The sequence below is a fragment of the Streptomyces sp. NPDC026538 genome (genome assembly GCF_055567535.1).
Window position 1 is genome coordinate 851,052 of sequence record NZ_JBVHQG010000002.1, and the last position, 15,833, is coordinate 866,884.

Sequence of the window (15,833 nt, forward strand, 5' to 3'; positions counted from 1 at the left end):
TCATGCAGGTCTGGCCTGGAGAGGCATATCCGCTCGGTGCCACGTACGACGGCGCCGGGACCAACTTCGCGGTGTTCACGGAGACCGCGGACCGAGTAGAGCTGTGTCTGCTGCACGACGACGGCTCCGAGACGGCGGTGGAGCTGCGCGAGAGCGACGCCTTCGTGCGGCACGCGTACCTGCCGGGGGTGATGCCCGGGCAGCGTTACGGCTTCCGGGTGCACGGCCCGTACGACCCCGGACGCGGGCTGCGCTGCAACTCGGCGAAGCTGCTGCTCGACCCCTACGCGAAGGCGGTCAGCGGGTCGGTGCGCTGGGGCGAGGAGGTGTACGGCTACCACTTCGGCGACCCCGACAAGCGCAACGACCTCGACTCGGCCCCGCACACCATGACCTCGGTGGTGATCAACCCGTACTTCGACTGGGGCGACGACCGCCGGCCCCGCACGGAGTACCACCACACGGTGATCTACGAGGCCCATGTGAAGGGCCTGACCATGCGCCATCCGGGCCTGCCCGAGGAGCTGCGCGGCACCTACGCGGGTCTCGCGCACCCGGCCGTCATCGAGCACCTGACGGAGCTGGGCGTCACGGCGCTGGAGCTGATGCCGGTCCACCAGTTCGTGAACGACCACCGGCTGGTCGACATGGGCCTGAACAACTACTGGGGCTACAACACGATCGGTTTCTTCGCCCCGCACAACGCGTACGCCTCCTGGGGCGACCGCGGCCAGCAGGTCCTGGAGTTCAAGTCGGCGGTCCGGGCACTGCACGAGGCCGGGATCGAGGTGATCCTGGACGTGGTCTACAACCACACCGCCGAGGGCAACCACCTGGGCCCGACGCTGTCCTTCCGGGGCCTGGACAACCCGTCGTACTACCGGCTGACCGACGACCCCCGCTACTACATGGACACGACCGGCACCGGGAACTCCCTGCTGATGCGGTCCCCGCACGTCCTCCAGATGATCATGGACTCGCTGCGCTACTGGGTCACCGAGATGCATGTCGACGGCTTCCGTTTCGACCTCGCGGCGACGCTGGCCCGGCAGTTCCACGAGGTGGACCGGCTGTCGTCGTTCTTCGACCTGGTGCAGCAGGACCCGGTGGTCTCCCAGGTGAAGCTGATCGCCGAGCCCTGGGACGTGGGCGAGGGCGGCTACCAGGTGGGCAACTTCCCGCCGCTGTGGACCGAGTGGAACGGCAAGTACCGCGACACCGTGCGCGACCTGTGGCGCGGCGAACCGCGCGCGCTCGCGGAGTTCGCGTCCCGGCTGACCGGCTCCTCCGACCTCTACCAGGACGACGGCCGCCGCCCGCTGGCCTCCATCAACTTCGTGACCTGCCACGACGGGTTCACCCTGCACGACCTCGTGTCGTACAACGACAAGCACAACGAGGCCAACGGCGAGGACAACCGGGACGGCGAGAGCCACAACCGCTCCTGGAACTGCGGGGTCGAGGGACACACCGACGACCCCGCGATCCTCGAACTGCGCGAGCGGCAGATGCGCAACTTCGTCGCCACGCTGATGCTCTCCCAGGGCGTGCCGATGATCGGCCACGGCGACGAGTTCGCGCGCACGCAACAGGGCAACAACAACGCGTACTGCCAGGACAACGAGGTGTCCTGGGTGGAGTGGCCGGACCCCGAGGACGACAGCGGCCTGCTGGCCTTCACGCGCGCGATGGCGCGGCTGCGCAAGGAGCACCCGGTCTTCCGGCGCCGCCGCTTCTTCCACGGCCGCCCGGTGGAGGGCACCCACGACGAGCTCTCCGACATCGCCTGGTTCACCCCGGAGGGCCATGAGATGGCCCAGCAGGACTGGGGTTCGGCACAGGCGTCGGCCCTGACGGTGTTCCTCAACGGCAACGCGATCTCGGAACCCGGCACCCGCGGGGAGCGGATCGCCGACGACTCTTTCCTGCTGATGTTCAACGCGTCACCGGATCCGCTGGAGTTCCTGGTGCCGGTGAACCACGGTCTGCAGTGGGAGGTGGTGGTGGACACGGCACGCGCGGAGCCGGTGCCCCCTGGGCCGAAGGTGGACGGCGGGGCACGCCTGACGTTGGTGGGACGGAGCCTGACCGTTCTGAAGAGGCCGGCGTAGCGGGCGCGCTCCGGTGGGCTGTCGTACGGGTGCGGGCCGGCGGGGGCTGGTCGCGCCCACGCGGCGGGAGCCGCACGTGGATACAGCCCCGCGCCCCTACGGGGCGCTCTGCCGTACCCGGTGACAGAGAATCCGGCGGGGCGGGTACGTAGGTCTCCATGACAGCCGAGCGAATCCCCGCCACCGTGCCCACCTCCACCTACCGCCTCCAGCTCCAGCCCGACTTCCCCTTCTCGGCCGCCGAAGCCGCCGTGCCGTACCTCTCCTCGCTCGGCGTCTCCCACCTGCACCTCTCCCCCGTCCTGGAGGCCGTCCCGGGCTCCACGCACGGCTACGACGTCGTCGATCACGCGCGTGTGCGGGAGGAACTCGGCGGCGAGGAGGGGCTGCGCGCGCTCGCGCGGACCGCGCGCGAGCACGGTCTCGGGCTGGTCGTGGACATCGTGCCCAACCACATGGCCATGTCCCCCCGGCACAACCACGCCCTGTGGGAGGTCCTGCGGGAGGGCCCCGAGTCGCCGTACGCGCGCTGGTTCGACATCGACTGGGAGGCACAGGGCGGGCAGCTGCTGGTGCCGGTGCTCGGCGGCCCGGTCGGCGAGGTCCTCGGGCAGCTCGAGGTCGACGGCGACGTGCTGCGCTACCACGAGCACGCCTTCCCGCTCCGGGAGGGCACCGCGGACCTGCCGCTGCCGCGGCTGCTGGACGCCCAGTGGTACCGCCCGGTGTGGTGGCGGCTGGCCCGGACCGAGGTGAACTACCGGCGGTTCTTCAGCATCTCGGAGCTGATCGGGGTGCGGGTGGAGGACCCGGAGGTGTTCGGGGCCACGCACGCCAAGATCCTCCAGCTGCTGCACGAGGGGGTCGTGGACGGGCTGCGCGTCGACCACCCCGACGGGCTCGCCGACCCCGACGGCTATCTCGCGCGGCTGCACGAGGCGACCGGCGGGCGCTGGACGGTCGTGGAGAAGATCCTGGCCGACGGCGAGCGGCTGCCGGGCGCCTGGCCGGTCGCGGGGACCACCGGGTACGACGCGCTGCGGCAGGTGGACGGCCTGTTCACGGACCCCGTCGGCGCCCGTGAACTGCTCGACGGCTACCGGCGGTTCGCGGCCCCGCAGACGGACCGGGGCGGCGACTGGGCGGCGACCGTACGGCGGGCGGCGTACAAGGTGCTCACGCACGAGCTGGCGGCCGAGACGGACCGGCTGACCCGGGCCGCCACGCGCGTGTGCGCGACCTCTCCGGACCCCGCGCTGCGCGACCGGGCGCCCTGGGCGCTGCGCATCGCGCTGGAGGAGCTGCTGGTGCGGATGCGGGTGTATCGGCCGTACGCCTCCGGTGACGCGGCCGCCGTGGTCACCGAGCGGGCCGCGGAGGAGGCGCGGTCCGCCTTCGTGGTGCCCGAGGAGGGCGGGGCGGTGGACGCGGTGCGCGGGCTGCTGCTGGCGGGGGACGACGGGCCCGGGCCCGTGGAGTTCCGGACGCGCTTCGCGCAGACCTCCTCGGCGCTGCGCGCCAAGTCCGTGGAGGACACGGCGTTCTACCGCTATGTGCCGCTGCTGTCCGCGACCGAGGTGGGCGGTGATCCCGGCAGCCCGGGCGTCTCCCCCGACGACTTCCACGCGTACTGCGCGCGTGTGCAGCGCGACTGGCCGTTCTCCGGGACGGTGGTGACAACGCACGACACCAAGCGCAGCGCCGACGTACGGGCGGCGCTGGCCGTGCTGACGGAGTGCCCGGAGCGGTGGGCTGACGTGCTGACCGAGGTGACCCGGGACGGGGCGGCCGTACCCGACGCGCAGCTGGCGTGGGCGGCCTGGCAGACGGTGTTCGGGCTCGGCCCGGCGGCCCCCGAGCGGGTGCAGGGGGCGCTGCTCAAGCATGTGCGGGAGGCCGGCCTGTACACGAGCTGGACGGAGCAGGAGCCGCCGTACGAGGAGGCGGTGGCCTCGTTCGTCGCGGCGGGGCCCTGCGGGGCGCCAGGAGAGCACGTGGCGGCCTTCCGGGCCTCGCTGGGGCCGCACGTCCGGGCGAACGTCCTCGGCACGGCTCTGGTCCATCTGACGATGCCGGGTGTGCCGGACGTCTACCAGGGCACGGAGGGCGAGTTCCGGGCGCTGGTGGACCCGGACAACCGGCGGCCGGTCTCCTTCCCGCCCGGGCACCCGGGCGAGAAGGACGCGGTGACGACGGCGGCGCTGCGGCTGCGGGCGCGGCGCGCGGGCGCCTTCGGTGACACGGCGACGTACGCGCCGCTGACGGCCGAGGGCCCGGCCGCCGCGCACTGTCTGGCGTTCGCACGCTCCGGCGATGTGGTCACGGCGGTGACCCGGCTGTCGCTGCGGCTGGCCGCCGCGGGCGGCTGGCGGGACACGGTCCTGCCGCTGCCGCCGGGGCGGTGGGCGGACGTGCTGGCGCCGGAGCGGGAGTTCACGGGGCACGCGCGCGTGGCCGAGCTTTTCGAGCGGCTGCCGGTGGCGCTGCTGGAGCGGGTCGACGGCGGGGCGACGAAGACGAGGGGCGCTGCGGTCGCGGCGGCCGCTGCGGCCGCTGGGGGCACCGAGGGTCATATTCACTCGAACGGGTGAATATGAGGGCGAGGTGAGGGGTTGCCGAAACTCGTCGGGCGTCCGCCGCGTCCGTAAAGGCGCGCGGAGCCGTTCCGCGCCCCGTAATGGCTTCGCACCCCCACCGGCGCCCACCGCCCCGTCGGCCGACGGGGCATGCACCCGGACGCCCCCTGGAGCCTCCCCCGGGAGGTTCTTGACAGTTCACCTATGCCGTGCGGGACTGGGGAATGCGAAGCCGGGCGGACAAGTCGGGGGTGAGTCTCCTGCCGGAGCTGCGTTACCCCAGTGTTCCCGAACTGGTCGCGACCGCCCGGGCGCTGGCCGCTCACCGGCCCGGCCTGTGCACGTTGCGGCAGATCGGCGTCTCCCGCGCGGGCAGACCGCTGCACCTGCTGTCCGTGGGGCACGACCGGCGGGCGGTGCTGGTGGTCGCGGGCGCCCACGCCAACGAGCCGACCGGGGGCGGCACCCTCCAGGCGCTCGCCGAACGGGTGCTCATGGAGCGGGACCTACGGGCGGAGACCTCCTGGCACTTCCTGCTGTGCGCGGACCCGGACGGGGCGAGCCTGCACGTCACGCCGGCACCGCGCAGCCTGCTCGACTACCACCACGGCTTCTACCGCCCGGCAGGTCCCGAACAGCCCGAGTGGTCGCCGTCGGTGCTGCCCCCGGACCGGCTGCCGCCCGAGACCCTGGCCCTGCTCGGGGTGATCGACGAGCTGCGCCCCTACCTCCAGGTGACCCTGCACGGCACGGATCTGGGCGGCAGCTGGGTGCAGTTGACGAAGGACGTGCCCGGGCTCGCGGAGCCGTTCGCCAAGTCCGCGGCGGAGCTGCACATCCCGGTCGAGACGGGCGCCTCGGACGCCGCGGGCTGGCCGGCCTCCGGTCCCGGGGTCCGGGTGATGCCGGGTCCGGGGTCGGGGGTGGCCTACCCGAGCCTGCCGGACGACGCACGCCACAGCACCTGGTACCACGCGCACCGCTACGGCGGCCTGACGGCGGTGGTCGAGGTGCCGATGTGGGCGAGCGATCTGGTCGACGACCCGGCGCCGCACCCGGCGCCGGCCGCGGCGATGCGGCGGCTGGCGGGCCGGCTGCTGCGGGACTCGCGGGAGGTGGAGCGGGTGCTGACCGAGGCGCTGCCCCGGCTGGACGGCCTCCTGGACGGGCCGCTGCTGCGGGCGGCCCGCTGGGCGCTGGGGCTGATCCCCGGACTGGCCGAGGACTGGATCCGCCGGCCGCCGATCGACACCACGATGGCGTACGTCGGCAGCGTGGACGCCTTCGGGCGGCGGCTGCCGCTGCGGGCGGCGTCGATGCTGCTGCGGGTGCTGCGGGAGGCGGACGACCTTGCGGTGCCGCGGCTGGAAGAGCTGGTGGCCTCCTGGTGCGACGCCTACGGGGAGCGCTTCCAAGCCCGCTGGGTGCCGCTGGAGCGCCAGGTGGAGCATCAGTCCAGGACGGTGCTGGCGGCCGCGCAGCACGCCCGTGAGCGGGCGGCGTGAGGCTCTGGGGCCGGGTCGGTGGACAGCCGGGAGCCGCACGCCGCCGCCGGGTTCAGCTGTCGAGGGCGAAGACCGGTCCGGTGCGGGCCGCCATCCCGCAGGAGTTCGAGAACGTCTCGCGGTACTCGATCGGCCGGCCGTTCCACTGCCCGCGCGCCTGCGCGGTCACGGGGGCGTAGACCATCGGGCACATGGCGTTCCTGACCGGGGTGAGGCGCGCGATGTCACCGCCCACCGTGTCGAGTTCGGCGCAGGCATCGGCAGCGCGGGAATGCCCCTCGGGCGGGTCGCACAGCAGCAGCGTGGCGCTGGACCGGCCGTCCCCCTTGGTGACGGTCAGATACAGGTAGTCGCCGCCGAGGGTGGCGCCGGGCGCGGCCTGGGCCGGGCCGGCGGCGAGGAGGGCGGCGGCCGCCAGCAGGGCGCCGCCGGCCGCTGTCGCTCTGATCAGATGGGTCATTCCCGGTGCATCGGCACAACGGCCTCCGCGCCCCAGCCCGACTCACCCGAACGAGCGCGCACGCGTGTGTGGCGTAGTGCCAGTTCGAAGGCGCTCAGGACCACCCGCGTCTGGTACTCGGCCTGGCGTGCGACCGGGATCCAGCGCGCGCCGAAGGCCTGGTGGTAGTCCGCGCACCAGTCGTCGATCAGCCGGTCCAGGTCGGGCAGGGCACCGGCCGGGTCGTGGCCGGTGCCGCGCAGCAGCCGGTGCAGCAGTCCGGCGGTGCGCAGGACCAGCCGGCGCCCGGCGATCCGCAGGGCGGCCAGATGGGCGGTGCTCAGCGGGGGCAGCGGGCGGGCGCTGCCGGCGTCGGTACCGGGGTCCCAGGCGTCGGCGAGGCCCGGGCAGACGAGCAGGTAGTCGTCCACCGGCGCGAGCAGCCGGGCCGCGTCCGGCGCGGCGGACAGCTGGGGCCGGATCCGGGCCAGGACGCCCTCCAGGAGGCCGGTGTCGTGCCGCAGGGTCCGGCTGACGGCGCGCAGCGCGGCGTCCCGGTCGGCGGGCGGTGCGCCGTCCTGGACGGCGGCCACGCCCCACATGGGCGCCTCGACGATGGCGGTGACGGTGCCGTGCCGGTGCGGATGGAACCAGGTGGACTCGACGGCCGCCTCGGTGATGGCGGCGACCAGATCGCCCGGGCGGGGCGGCGGCACCCGGTAGACGGCCGGGCCCAGGGTGGGCCAGTACAGGGTGTCGTAGGCGCCGAGTTCGCGGGGGATGCCGAGCCGGCTCGCGGTGTGCGCGAGGCGCGGGGCGAGGCCCGGCAGGTCGTCGGTCAGCTCGACGAAGCCGCCGCCGACGTCGACGCCGTGCAGCGAGCACTGGAGGAAGGGCCGCAGCTCGTCCTGGAGGTCCAGCAGTGCCCGGGTCTCGGGGAGCGCGACGGCGTCGGCCCCGTCGGGCAGCCATTCGGGCTGCTCGAGGAAGCCGGGCCGGAAGAAGTTCCGGAAGTAGTGGCCGAGCGTGTACGGCCCGGCCAGCCAGCCCTCGTTGCGGCGCGCGCCGTCCGGGTCCAGGCACAGCAGCAGGTTCCAGGTGACGTCGGCGTCCTCGGTGAGCCGGGGGTCGGCGAGGACCCGGTCGGCGAGGCGGAGCGCGGTGGCGCCGCCGACGGGTTCGTTGGCGTGCGGGCCGGCCACGACGAGGGCGTGCCGGCTGCCGTGACCGATCGAAAGCAGCCACAGCGGGGTGCCCGCGCGGGAGGTGCCGATCCGGCGCAGCCGGGCCTCCCGGGGGTGCTCGGCGACCAGCCCGGCCGCCCGCGTTTCCAGCTCGTCCACGGACGGATAGCGGAGGAGTGACGGCAGGACACACCTCCACGACGCGCCGTCGGTTCACATGATGTGCATGGTGCACGCACAGTCAGTCACGACTCGAGAGGTACGTCAACACCGTGGTGGACAAACGTTTTTCAGCCACGTGAGAGAAGGTGTGAACTCAGTGCGTCGAAAGCCGGAAGCACACCCGGCCGAAGCCGATCTGGTCGCCTTCGCTCACGACGGCGGCGCCGATCACCCGACGGCCGTTCACCGTCGTGCCGTTGGTGGAACCGAGGTCCCTGAGGACCCACAGGCCGCCCTGCCGGTGGAGTTCGGCGTGCACCCGGGAGACCGTCTCGTGGTTGAGCCGCAGCCCGTTGGCCGGGTCGCGGCCGATGCGCAGCGGATGCCCGGCGCCGGGATGCGGCAGCAGCAGCTTGGGCAGCCGCTCGGCCTGCCAGGCCCGGCGCAGCCGTACCGTGAACCCGGAGACGGCCTCGACGGTACCGAAGAGCACGCGCGCGAAGCGGCTCTCCTGGGGCAGGTCGGCGGTGAGCACGGCGAGTTCGTCCACGCGGCGGGCCGCGAGCGCCAGCTCCATACGGCGCACGAACGTGTCGTGCGACAGCCGTCCCATGGCGACGCCGTCACGCAGCACACTCAGCGCCTTCTCGCGCTCCGCGTCGGACAGCCGCGCGGGATAGGTGTTGAACTCGAAGGACGACGTCACGCTGCCGATTCTGGGTCAGTGAACCCCGGGTGTCCAGAAAACGGGGAAACGGCCGTCACGCGCGCGTACCTACGGCGACACCCGTCGGCAAAGCCGGGATTCAAAGCGGATTGATCTCTTTTCACGGCACGATGGACGGACTACCTCACGATGAGCCAGACGAAGGGGAACCGTCCGTGCAGTTCGAGGTGTGGGCACCGCAGGCAGACCGTGTGACGCTCCATTGCGACGGCGCAGCACAAGCGTTGGAGCGTGATCGGCGGCGACCGGGCTGGTGGGCCGGGGAGGCGGCCGCCGAGGACGGCACGCGCTACGGGTTCGCGCCGGACGACGGTCCGGTGCTGCCCGACCCGCGCTCGCGCCGCCAGCCGGACGGACCGGACGGGCTCAGCGCGGTCGTGGACCACGGCCGGTACGCGTGGCGTGCCGCGTGGCCGGGTCGCGCGCTGCCGGGCGCGGTGTTCTACGAGCTGCACGTGGGCACGTACACCCCCGAGGGCACCCTGGACGCGGCCGCCGGGCGCCTGGAACACCTCAGGGAACTGGGCGTCACACACGTGGAGTTGATGCCGCTCTGCCCGTTCCCGGGCCGGCACGGCTGGGGATACGAGGGGGTCTCGCTGTGGGCGGTGCACGAGCCGTACGGCGGCCCCGAGGCACTGAAGCGCTTTGTCGACCGGGCGCACGGACTCGGGCTCGGTGTCGTCCTGGACGTGGTCCACAACCACCTCGGCCCGTCGGGCAACTACTTGCCCGCGTTCGGGCCGTACTTCACGGAGACGCACCACACGCCCTGGGGCGCGGCGGTCAACCTGGACGCGCCCGGTTCCGACGAGGTGCGCGCGTACCTGGTGGGCAGTGCGCTGGCCTGGCTGCGCGACTACCGCATCGACGGGCTGCGCCTGGACGCGGTGCACGCGCTGTGCGACACGCGCGCGTGCCACTTCCTGGAGGAGCTGTCGTCGGCCGTCGCCGGCCTGGCGGCCGAGTCGGGCCGGCCGTTGTTCCTGGTCGGCGAGTCCGACCTGAACGACCCGCGGGTCATCACCGCCCGCGCGGCGCACGGGCTCGGCCTGGACGCGCAGTGGAACGACGACTTCCACCACGCCCTGCACACCGCGCTGACCGGCGAGTCCCAGGGCTACTACGCCGACTTCGCGCGCGCCCCCCTCGCCGCCGTCGCCAAGACCCTCACCGGCGGTTACTTCCACGACGGCACGTACTCCAGCTTCCGGGGCCGCCACCACGGCCGGCCACTGGACCGGGCGCGGGTGGCCGGCCATCGGCTGCTCGGCTACACCCAGACCCACGACCAGATCGGCAACCGCGCCCAGGGCGACCGGCTTTCCGCCACCCTCCCGCCCGGCCTGCTGGCCTGCGCGGCCACGCTGACGCTCACGGCGCCCTTCACACCGATGCTGTTCATGGGCGAGGAGTGGGCGGCGGGCACCCCCTGGCAGTTCTTCACCGACCACACGGACCCGGATCTGGCGGAGGCCGTACGACGCGGCAGGCGGCGGGAGTTCGCGGCGCACGGGTGGGCCGAGGAGGACGTACCCGATCCGCAGGACCCGGCGACCAGGGACCGGTCCTGCCTGGACTGGTCGGAACCGGAACGCGAGCCGCACGCGCGCGTACTGGCCTGGTACCGCCGGCTGATCGCCCTGCGCCACGAGCAGCCGGACCTCACCGACCCCGATCTCGCCGACACCAAGGTGGCGTACGACGAGGAGGCACGCTGGCTGGCGTTCCGGCGCGGTGACGTGCGGGTCGCCGTGAACCTGGGCAAGGAGCCGGCCGCCATCCCGCTGGGCACCGCCCGGGTAGAGGTCCTGGCCGCGTGGGACACCGTGACGGCACCGGACACGAACGGGCTGCTGCGGGTGCCGGGCGAGTCCTGCGTGGTACTGACCCAGGCGTGAGCGCGCGCGTACCGGCGGACGGGGTGCACGCGCGCCGGCTGGGACACGCGTACGGCGGGCACGCGCGCGTGCCTACGTCTCCTCGCCCGTGTCGTCCTCCCGGAGGTCCGACACGCGCTCGAGGAGGATCGCCTCCCAGGCGCGCCGGAGCTGGGTGCGCAGCAGGGGCAGGGGGCTGTCGTCGCGGCCTTCGAGGCGGTCGGTGAGGCGGATGACGGTGTCGCAGCGGGCGAGCCACAGGCCGCGCAGGCAGGGGCGGGCGCCGTAGCCGGCGAGGGTGGCCGCGCGGACGGCCGCGCCGGAGCCGACCGCGAGGGCGAGCCCGGCGATGTCCTCGGCGGGGTCGCCCACCGCCGCGTCGGTCCAGTCGAGGACGCCGCGCACCCTGCCGTCGGCGCTGACCACCAGGTGCTCGCCCTTGAGGTCGTGGTGGGCCAGCACGGCCGTACCGGCCTGGGCGGCGAGCTGGGCGGCGCTCGGCGGCGTGAAGTGGAGCAGGGGTGCGGGGTCGAACTCGTCGGCGATGGCGAGGCGTTCGGCGGCGGGCACGGCCATCCGGCGCAGCGCCTCCAGGGATCGCGGTGGGGTACGCGGCACGCCGAGCGTCTCGGCCTGCCGTACCGGCACCTCGCGCAGCCCGGTGAGCAGTCCGGCCAGATCGGCCTCGCCGACCGCGGAGACGTCGTGCTCCTCGGCCGTACCGCCGGGGATCGCGGTGTCCAGCGTGTAGGTCAGCCCCGGCGCCCACTCGCCGTGCGCGACGCCGGCCGGGACGGCGACGGGCAGGTACGGACGCACCAGGTCGCGCAGGCGCAGTTCGCGGCGCTGGCGTGCGGCGGCCTCGCGGTCGGGCGCCAGGCGCAGCACGTACCGGGTGCCGACCCACCAGGTGGAGTGCTCACCGCCGGCCGCCACGGGCCGGATGTCGGGGGCCGGGGTTTCGGTCGCGCTCTCCTTGAGCAGCGAACGGACCAGTCGGCGGACGGTGTCCGCGGTGGGTGTCGGTGCCTGGGTCATGGATCGCGCCGTTGCCGTTCGGGGTGGGGTAGGTGCGAGAAGGTGCGCCGGGGCCGGGTCGGTCAGCCCACTATGACCATCTCGCGGGTGGTGTTGTTGAAACGACGCCCGCCCTCCTCGGTCACCGTGACGATGTCCTCGATCCGCACCCCGAAGCGGCCGGGCAGGTAGATGCCGGGCTCCACGGAGAAGCACATCCCGGGCACCAGCGGCTGTTCCTCGCCCTCGATCATGTACGGCGGCTCGTGCGTGGTGACGCCGATGCCGTGGCCGGTGCGGTGGATGAAGAACTCGCCGTACCCGGCGTCGGTGATGACCGCGCGGGCGGCCCGGTCGACCTCCTGGCAGGCGGCACCGGGCTGTACGGCCCGGAAGCCGGCCTCCTGGGCCGCGCGCACGATGTCGTGCACCTCGCGTTCCTCGGCGGTCGGCGGTCCCACGTGCACCGTTCGGGTGGTGTCGGAGCCGTAGCCGTCCTTGAGACCGCCGAAGTCGAGGACGACCATGTCGCCGTCCTGGATGACGCGGTCGCCGACCTCGTGGTGCGGGTTGGCGCCGTTGGGTCCTGAGCCGACGATGGTGAAGTCGACCTGGTCGTGACCGAAGCGGCGCAGCAGGTCGGCGAGGTCGTGGCCGACGTCGGACTCGCGGCGGCCGGCGAAGGGAACCTTGCGGATCTCCTCGAACGTCGCGTCGGCAGCCGCTCCGGCGGCGGCGAGGAGTTCGAGTTCGGCGGCGTCCTTGACGGCGCGGAGCATGGGCAGCGCGTCGGTGAGGGAGGCGTAGGAGGTGTCGGGGAGTGTCTTCTGCAGGCCCAGCAGGTGCATGGCCCAGGCGTTGTCGCTGATACCGAAGCGGCCGTCCTTGGCGAGCAGGCCGGCGGTGACGGTGTAGGGGTCGGTGCCGTCGGTCCAGTCCCGCAGGGTCAGGACCGACGCGCCGTCGGCCTTCTCGGCGTCGGGGGCCTCCAGGGTGGGGACGACCAGCACGGGGTCCTCGCCAGGGGTCAGGACGAGGAGGGTGAGGCGTTCGGTGACCGCGGTGGGGGTGTAGCCGGTGAGCCACACCATGTCGGGGCCGGGGGCGATCAGGAGGCCGGCGAGTCCGGCGTCGGCCGCGGTGTGTGCCGCGCGCGTCATGCGGGACTTGTAGTCGCCGGCGGTGAAGGGCGCGGGCGTGCTACCGGTCATCCGAGCCTCCCTGTGCGGGTGAGGGGACTGTAGGGGCCTCGGCATGCATCCTGCCGGGTGCGGCGTGGCCGCGCGAGCCGGTTTGGGTACAGCCGCCGTCGTGGGTTGCGCTCGTGCTGCCGGTGCGGGTGGGTCGTGGCTGGTCGCGCCCACGCGGCGGAGCCGCACCTGGACACAGCCCCGCGCCTCTTCGGGGCGCCTGCGTGCGGATGTTCTCAGGTGACGACGCCCGGCAGCACAGTCAGCTGCTGGTAGCCCCCGCTCTCGTGGCGCACGGTGAGCTTGGCCTCCTTGCCCGGCCGGGCCTCGGTCACCGCTCGTACCAGGTCGGCGGCGCTGTCGATGCGCCGGTCGCCGAACTGGAGCAGTACGTCGCCCCGGACCAGCCCCGCCGTATAGCCCGGACCCGGCACATGGACGCCCACCACCAGCGCGCCCACCTTCTCGGCGTCCACGGCCTCCACTCCCAGGGTCGCGGCGGCCGTCCGCGCGGGGCCGGCGGTGGCGGACGGGGAGGGTCGGGTCGGCGTCGGAGGGGTGTGGCGCTGTAGTTCGGCCAGTCTGCTCATGCCGATCACCGTGGCGCCGGCCGTGCCGAGTCCGACCCCGGTCAGCACCAGGACCGTGCCGACGGACAGGCCGAACACCAGGGACCTGACCCGCCGGCCGCGGCGGCGCGCGGCGTGCGGGTGCCGGGCCGGGCCGGGTTCGGAGCCGTCGCGGCGCTCCTGACCGGGAATGGGCTTGGGACGCAAAGCGGTCTGTTCCATGGTTCGCCTCCAGCCGCAGCTCTACCCGGCGCACGCGGGCGTGACGAGACACGAACGAGTGAGACTGCCCCTGGGTCAACCGCGGGAAGCCTCAGACCTCACTCGCGCCACCCGACCACCACCCGCCACGGCGGCGGCCGGCGCTCGCGCCTTGAGCGGGAGGACGGGTAGGGCGGCCCCGCCGTCCGGCTCCTGGCCGGCTGCGTTGTCAGCGGCCAAGGCGGGCGCGAACCATGTTCACCATGGCGTTGACTTCATTGATGCGCATCATGCGGGCGAGGGGGATGAACAGAGCGATCAGTACGGTCGCTCCTGCGACGAGTGCGGTGAGCGCGGCAACGGCGGGGGGGTGAATGGCCGTCATCAGCCAGGCGGCGACCGATCCGGCTGCCAGGGATGCGGGAAGGCTGGCCCCGATGAGACGCGCGTAGGTTCGGATGACTTCACGGCCGTCGAGGTCGCCGCCGAGTCGGCTGCGGAGTCGTCTCCAGGCGACGCCGACGCCGATGACGTAGGCCAGGCCGTATGCGGTGGCCATGCCGGTCACGGCCCACCGCGCGGGGAGCAGGAGATAGGCGGCGAGAGATCCGCCGGCGTTCACGAGCGCGACGATCAGGGTGTTGAAGAAGGGCGTCCGGGTGTCTTCGTAGGCGTAGAAGCCGCGCAGTACTACGTATTGCACCGAGTACGGGATCAATCCCAGGGCGAAGGCCATCAGGACGAAGCCGATGTTGCGGGCGCCTTCCTCGCCGGCTCCGGCGTAGAGCAGCTGGATCAGGGGCACGCCCAGAGCGAGAAATGCGAAGGCACAGGGCACGATGGCGACTGCTGATGTACGCAGGCCCTGTGAGATGTCGTCTCGGACTGCTCCGTGATCGCCGTCGGCGGCTGCGCGGGCGATGCGGGGAAGGATGGCTGTCATCACGGAGACGGTGATGATGGCCTGCGGCATCTGCCACAGCAGGAGCGCGTAGTTGTATGCGGTGATGCCGGTGCCGGGGTGTCCGGCCTTCTCTGCGCTCGCGCCGGCGGCGGTGGCAAGTCGCGTGACGACGACCATGCCGGCTTGATTGACGAGCACGAACAAGAAGGTCCATTTCGCCAGGCCGAGAGCCTTCCCGAGGCCATGACCGCGCCAGTCGAAGCGCAGGCGGATCCGGAATCCCGAGTCGCCCAGGTAGGGGACCATGGCCAGCGCCTGAACCGCCAGCCCCAGAAGGGTGCCGAGGCCGAGCAGGCGTACTCCCTGCGGCGTGATCGTCGATGCCGACATGCCCGAGTGGTCAGCCGTGCCGAACACCCAGACGAATGACCCGAAGGCGGCGATGATCAGGATGTTGTTCAGGACGGGCGTCCACATCATGGCACCGAACCGCCCGCGCGCATTCAGGATCTGCCCCATCACCACGTGAATCCCCATGAAGAACATGGTGGGCAGGCAGTAACGGGCGAAGGTGACCGCGACACGCAACTGGTCGGGGTGAGTGGCCATCGAGGGCGACATGACACGGATGAATTCCGGCGCCGCAACGACACATATCAGGGTGGTCGAGCCGAGAAATGTGATGACCAGGGTGATGAGACGGTTGGCGTATGCGGCACCCCCGTCGGAGTCCTCTTTCATCGATCGCACCAGCTGCGGAATGAAGACCGCGTTGAGGGCCCCTCCGCCAACCAGCACGTAAATCATGGTGGGTAGCGTATTGGCCACCTGATAGGTGTCGTTGAGCGTTCCCACACCTAGCGCAGCTCCCATGACCAGTGTGCGCAGAAAACCAGTCAAGCGTGAGACCAGAGTTCCGGCCGCCATCAAAGCGCTGGACTTCACAAGTCCGGGAGGCCGCTTACCGTCGGAGCTTTCGCCGGCGACCGGTACCGCCTCGGTCACGACAGGATTCATGGCCGAGGAAGAGTCGGACACCCGGCGAATCCGGAGTGTCTCGAAGTCGCGGGCGGCTCCGTCCGGCACGGCACGCCGGACGCGATCCCGCGGCCCGGGCTCCGGGGCGGCCGCGCGGCTGCCGTCACCTTCAACATTCATGCGTGATCCATCGCTCCGTATCTCCGGCCCCCCACTGGGCAGCCACCATACCGGCGCGGCAACTCCGGGACGCCCGCAGGACGTTGTGGTCAGCGCGCTGCGACTCCCCGGCGCCTCTCCCTCCGCCTCTGCCGTCAGACACGGCAGCCGCAAGCCTTGATCGTTCAGGTGTCCACCAGGAGGTGCACCTGTCGGCCGGCCGGGCCTGAC

11 protein-coding genes are annotated in these 15,833 nt (G+C 72.5%); 4 read left to right on the top strand and 7 right to left on the bottom strand.

Annotation, left to right across the window (positions count from 1 at the left end; translation table 11 throughout):
* Positions 1 to 2: 2 nt before the first annotated feature.
* The 3 genes from glgX (at position 3) to ACZ4N4_RS10805 (ending at position 6,192) form a co-directional block, all read left to right on the top strand.
* On the top strand, positions 3 to 2,111 hold the full coding sequence (glgX, locus tag ACZ4N4_RS10795; RefSeq protein WP_467586771.1) for a glycogen debranching protein GlgX: 2,109 nt from the start codon (positions 3 to 5) through the stop codon (positions 2,109 to 2,111).
* A 158-nt stretch (positions 2,112 to 2,269) separates the two neighbouring features.
* Positions 2,270 to 4,702, top strand: a complete 2,433-nt coding sequence (gene treY / locus ACZ4N4_RS10800) for a malto-oligosyltrehalose synthase (RefSeq protein ID WP_467586774.1) — start codon at positions 2,270 to 2,272, stop codon at positions 4,700 to 4,702.
* Positions 4,703 to 4,938: 236 nt separating this feature from the next.
* Positions 4,939 to 6,192 carry a M14 family zinc carboxypeptidase gene (locus ACZ4N4_RS10805; RefSeq protein ID WP_467586776.1) on the top strand — a complete coding sequence of 418 codons (1,254 nt, stop codon included), beginning with the start codon at positions 4,939 to 4,941 and terminating at the stop codon, positions 6,190 to 6,192.
* A 52-nt stretch (positions 6,193 to 6,244) separates the two neighbouring features.
* On the opposite strand, the gene ACZ4N4_RS10810 is transcribed toward ACZ4N4_RS10805, so the two are convergent.
* The 3 genes from ACZ4N4_RS10810 to ACZ4N4_RS10820 form a co-directional block, all read right to left on the bottom strand.
* The gene (locus ACZ4N4_RS10810; protein WP_453566347.1) at positions 6,245 to 6,652 is read right to left on the bottom strand and encodes an SSI family serine proteinase inhibitor; all 408 of its coding nucleotides are present in this window, start codon (positions 6,650 to 6,652) and stop codon (positions 6,245 to 6,247) included.
* The gene (locus tag ACZ4N4_RS10815) at positions 6,649 to 7,974 is read right to left on the bottom strand and encodes a M14 family zinc carboxypeptidase (RefSeq protein WP_467586779.1); all 1,326 of its coding nucleotides are present in this window, start codon (positions 7,972 to 7,974) and stop codon (positions 6,649 to 6,651) included. The genes ACZ4N4_RS10810 and ACZ4N4_RS10815 overlap by 4 nt, the downstream gene beginning before the upstream one ends.
* 157 nt (positions 7,975 to 8,131) lie before the next feature.
* Positions 8,132 to 8,683 (bottom strand): FHA domain-containing protein, encoded by a 552-nt coding sequence (locus tag ACZ4N4_RS10820; RefSeq protein ID WP_450765041.1) that lies wholly within the window; start codon positions 8,681 to 8,683, stop codon positions 8,132 to 8,134.
* A gap of 176 nt (positions 8,684 to 8,859) precedes the next feature.
* Between ACZ4N4_RS10820 and treZ the strand changes: the two genes are divergently transcribed.
* Positions 8,860 to 10,605, top strand: coding sequence for a malto-oligosyltrehalose trehalohydrolase (gene treZ, locus ACZ4N4_RS10825; RefSeq protein WP_467586782.1), 1,746 nt, complete (start codon positions 8,860 to 8,862; stop codon positions 10,603 to 10,605).
* A 72-nt stretch (positions 10,606 to 10,677) separates the two neighbouring features.
* Here treZ and ACZ4N4_RS10830 read toward each other — a convergent pair whose 3' ends face one another.
* The 4 genes from ACZ4N4_RS10830 to murJ form a co-directional block, all read right to left on the bottom strand.
* Complete coding sequence (locus tag ACZ4N4_RS10830; protein WP_467586785.1) at positions 10,678 to 11,622, bottom strand: aminoglycoside phosphotransferase family protein; 945 nt, start codon at positions 11,620 to 11,622, stop codon at positions 10,678 to 10,680.
* Between the two features lie 62 nt (positions 11,623 to 11,684).
* A complete protein-coding gene (locus ACZ4N4_RS10835; RefSeq protein WP_467586788.1) occupies positions 11,685 to 12,812 on the bottom strand; it encodes an aminopeptidase P family protein in 1,128 nt (375 codons plus the stop codon).
* 215 nt (positions 12,813 to 13,027) lie between these two features.
* Entirely contained in the window at positions 13,028 to 13,582 is a 555-nt protein-coding gene (locus ACZ4N4_RS10840) for a PDZ domain-containing protein (RefSeq protein WP_467586791.1), read from the bottom strand.
* A 208-nt stretch (positions 13,583 to 13,790) separates the two neighbouring features.
* A complete protein-coding gene (gene murJ / locus ACZ4N4_RS10845) occupies positions 13,791 to 15,623 on the bottom strand; it encodes a murein biosynthesis integral membrane protein MurJ (protein ID WP_467586793.1) in 1,833 nt (610 codons plus the stop codon).
* Between the last annotated feature and the right edge of the window lie 210 nt (positions 15,624 to 15,833).

What these genes read in the sequence shown, in the direction of transcription:
- treY (WP_467586774.1), top strand. Translation starts at nt 2,270, where the DNA reads ATGACAGCCGAGCGAATCCCCGCCACCGTGCCCACCTCCACCTACCGC.
- murJ (WP_467586793.1), bottom strand. Translation starts at nt 15,623, where the DNA reads ATGAATGTTGAAGGTGACGGCAGCCGCGCGGCCGCCCCGGAGCCCGGG.
- ACZ4N4_RS10835 (WP_467586788.1), bottom strand. Translation starts at nt 12,812, where the DNA reads ATGACCGGTAGCACGCCCGCGCCCTTCACCGCCGGCGACTACAAGTCC.
- ACZ4N4_RS10840 (WP_467586791.1), bottom strand. Translation starts at nt 13,582, where the DNA reads ATGGAACAGACCGCTTTGCGTCCCAAGCCCATTCCCGGTCAGGAGCGC.
- ACZ4N4_RS10810 (WP_453566347.1), bottom strand. Translation starts at nt 6,652, where the DNA reads ATGACCCATCTGATCAGAGCGACAGCGGCCGGCGGCGCCCTGCTGGCG.
- ACZ4N4_RS10830 (WP_467586785.1), bottom strand. Translation starts at nt 11,622, where the DNA reads ATGACCCAGGCACCGACACCCACCGCGGACACCGTCCGCCGACTGGTC.
- glgX (WP_467586771.1), top strand. Translation starts at nt 3, where the DNA reads ATGCAGGTCTGGCCTGGAGAGGCATATCCGCTCGGTGCCACGTACGAC.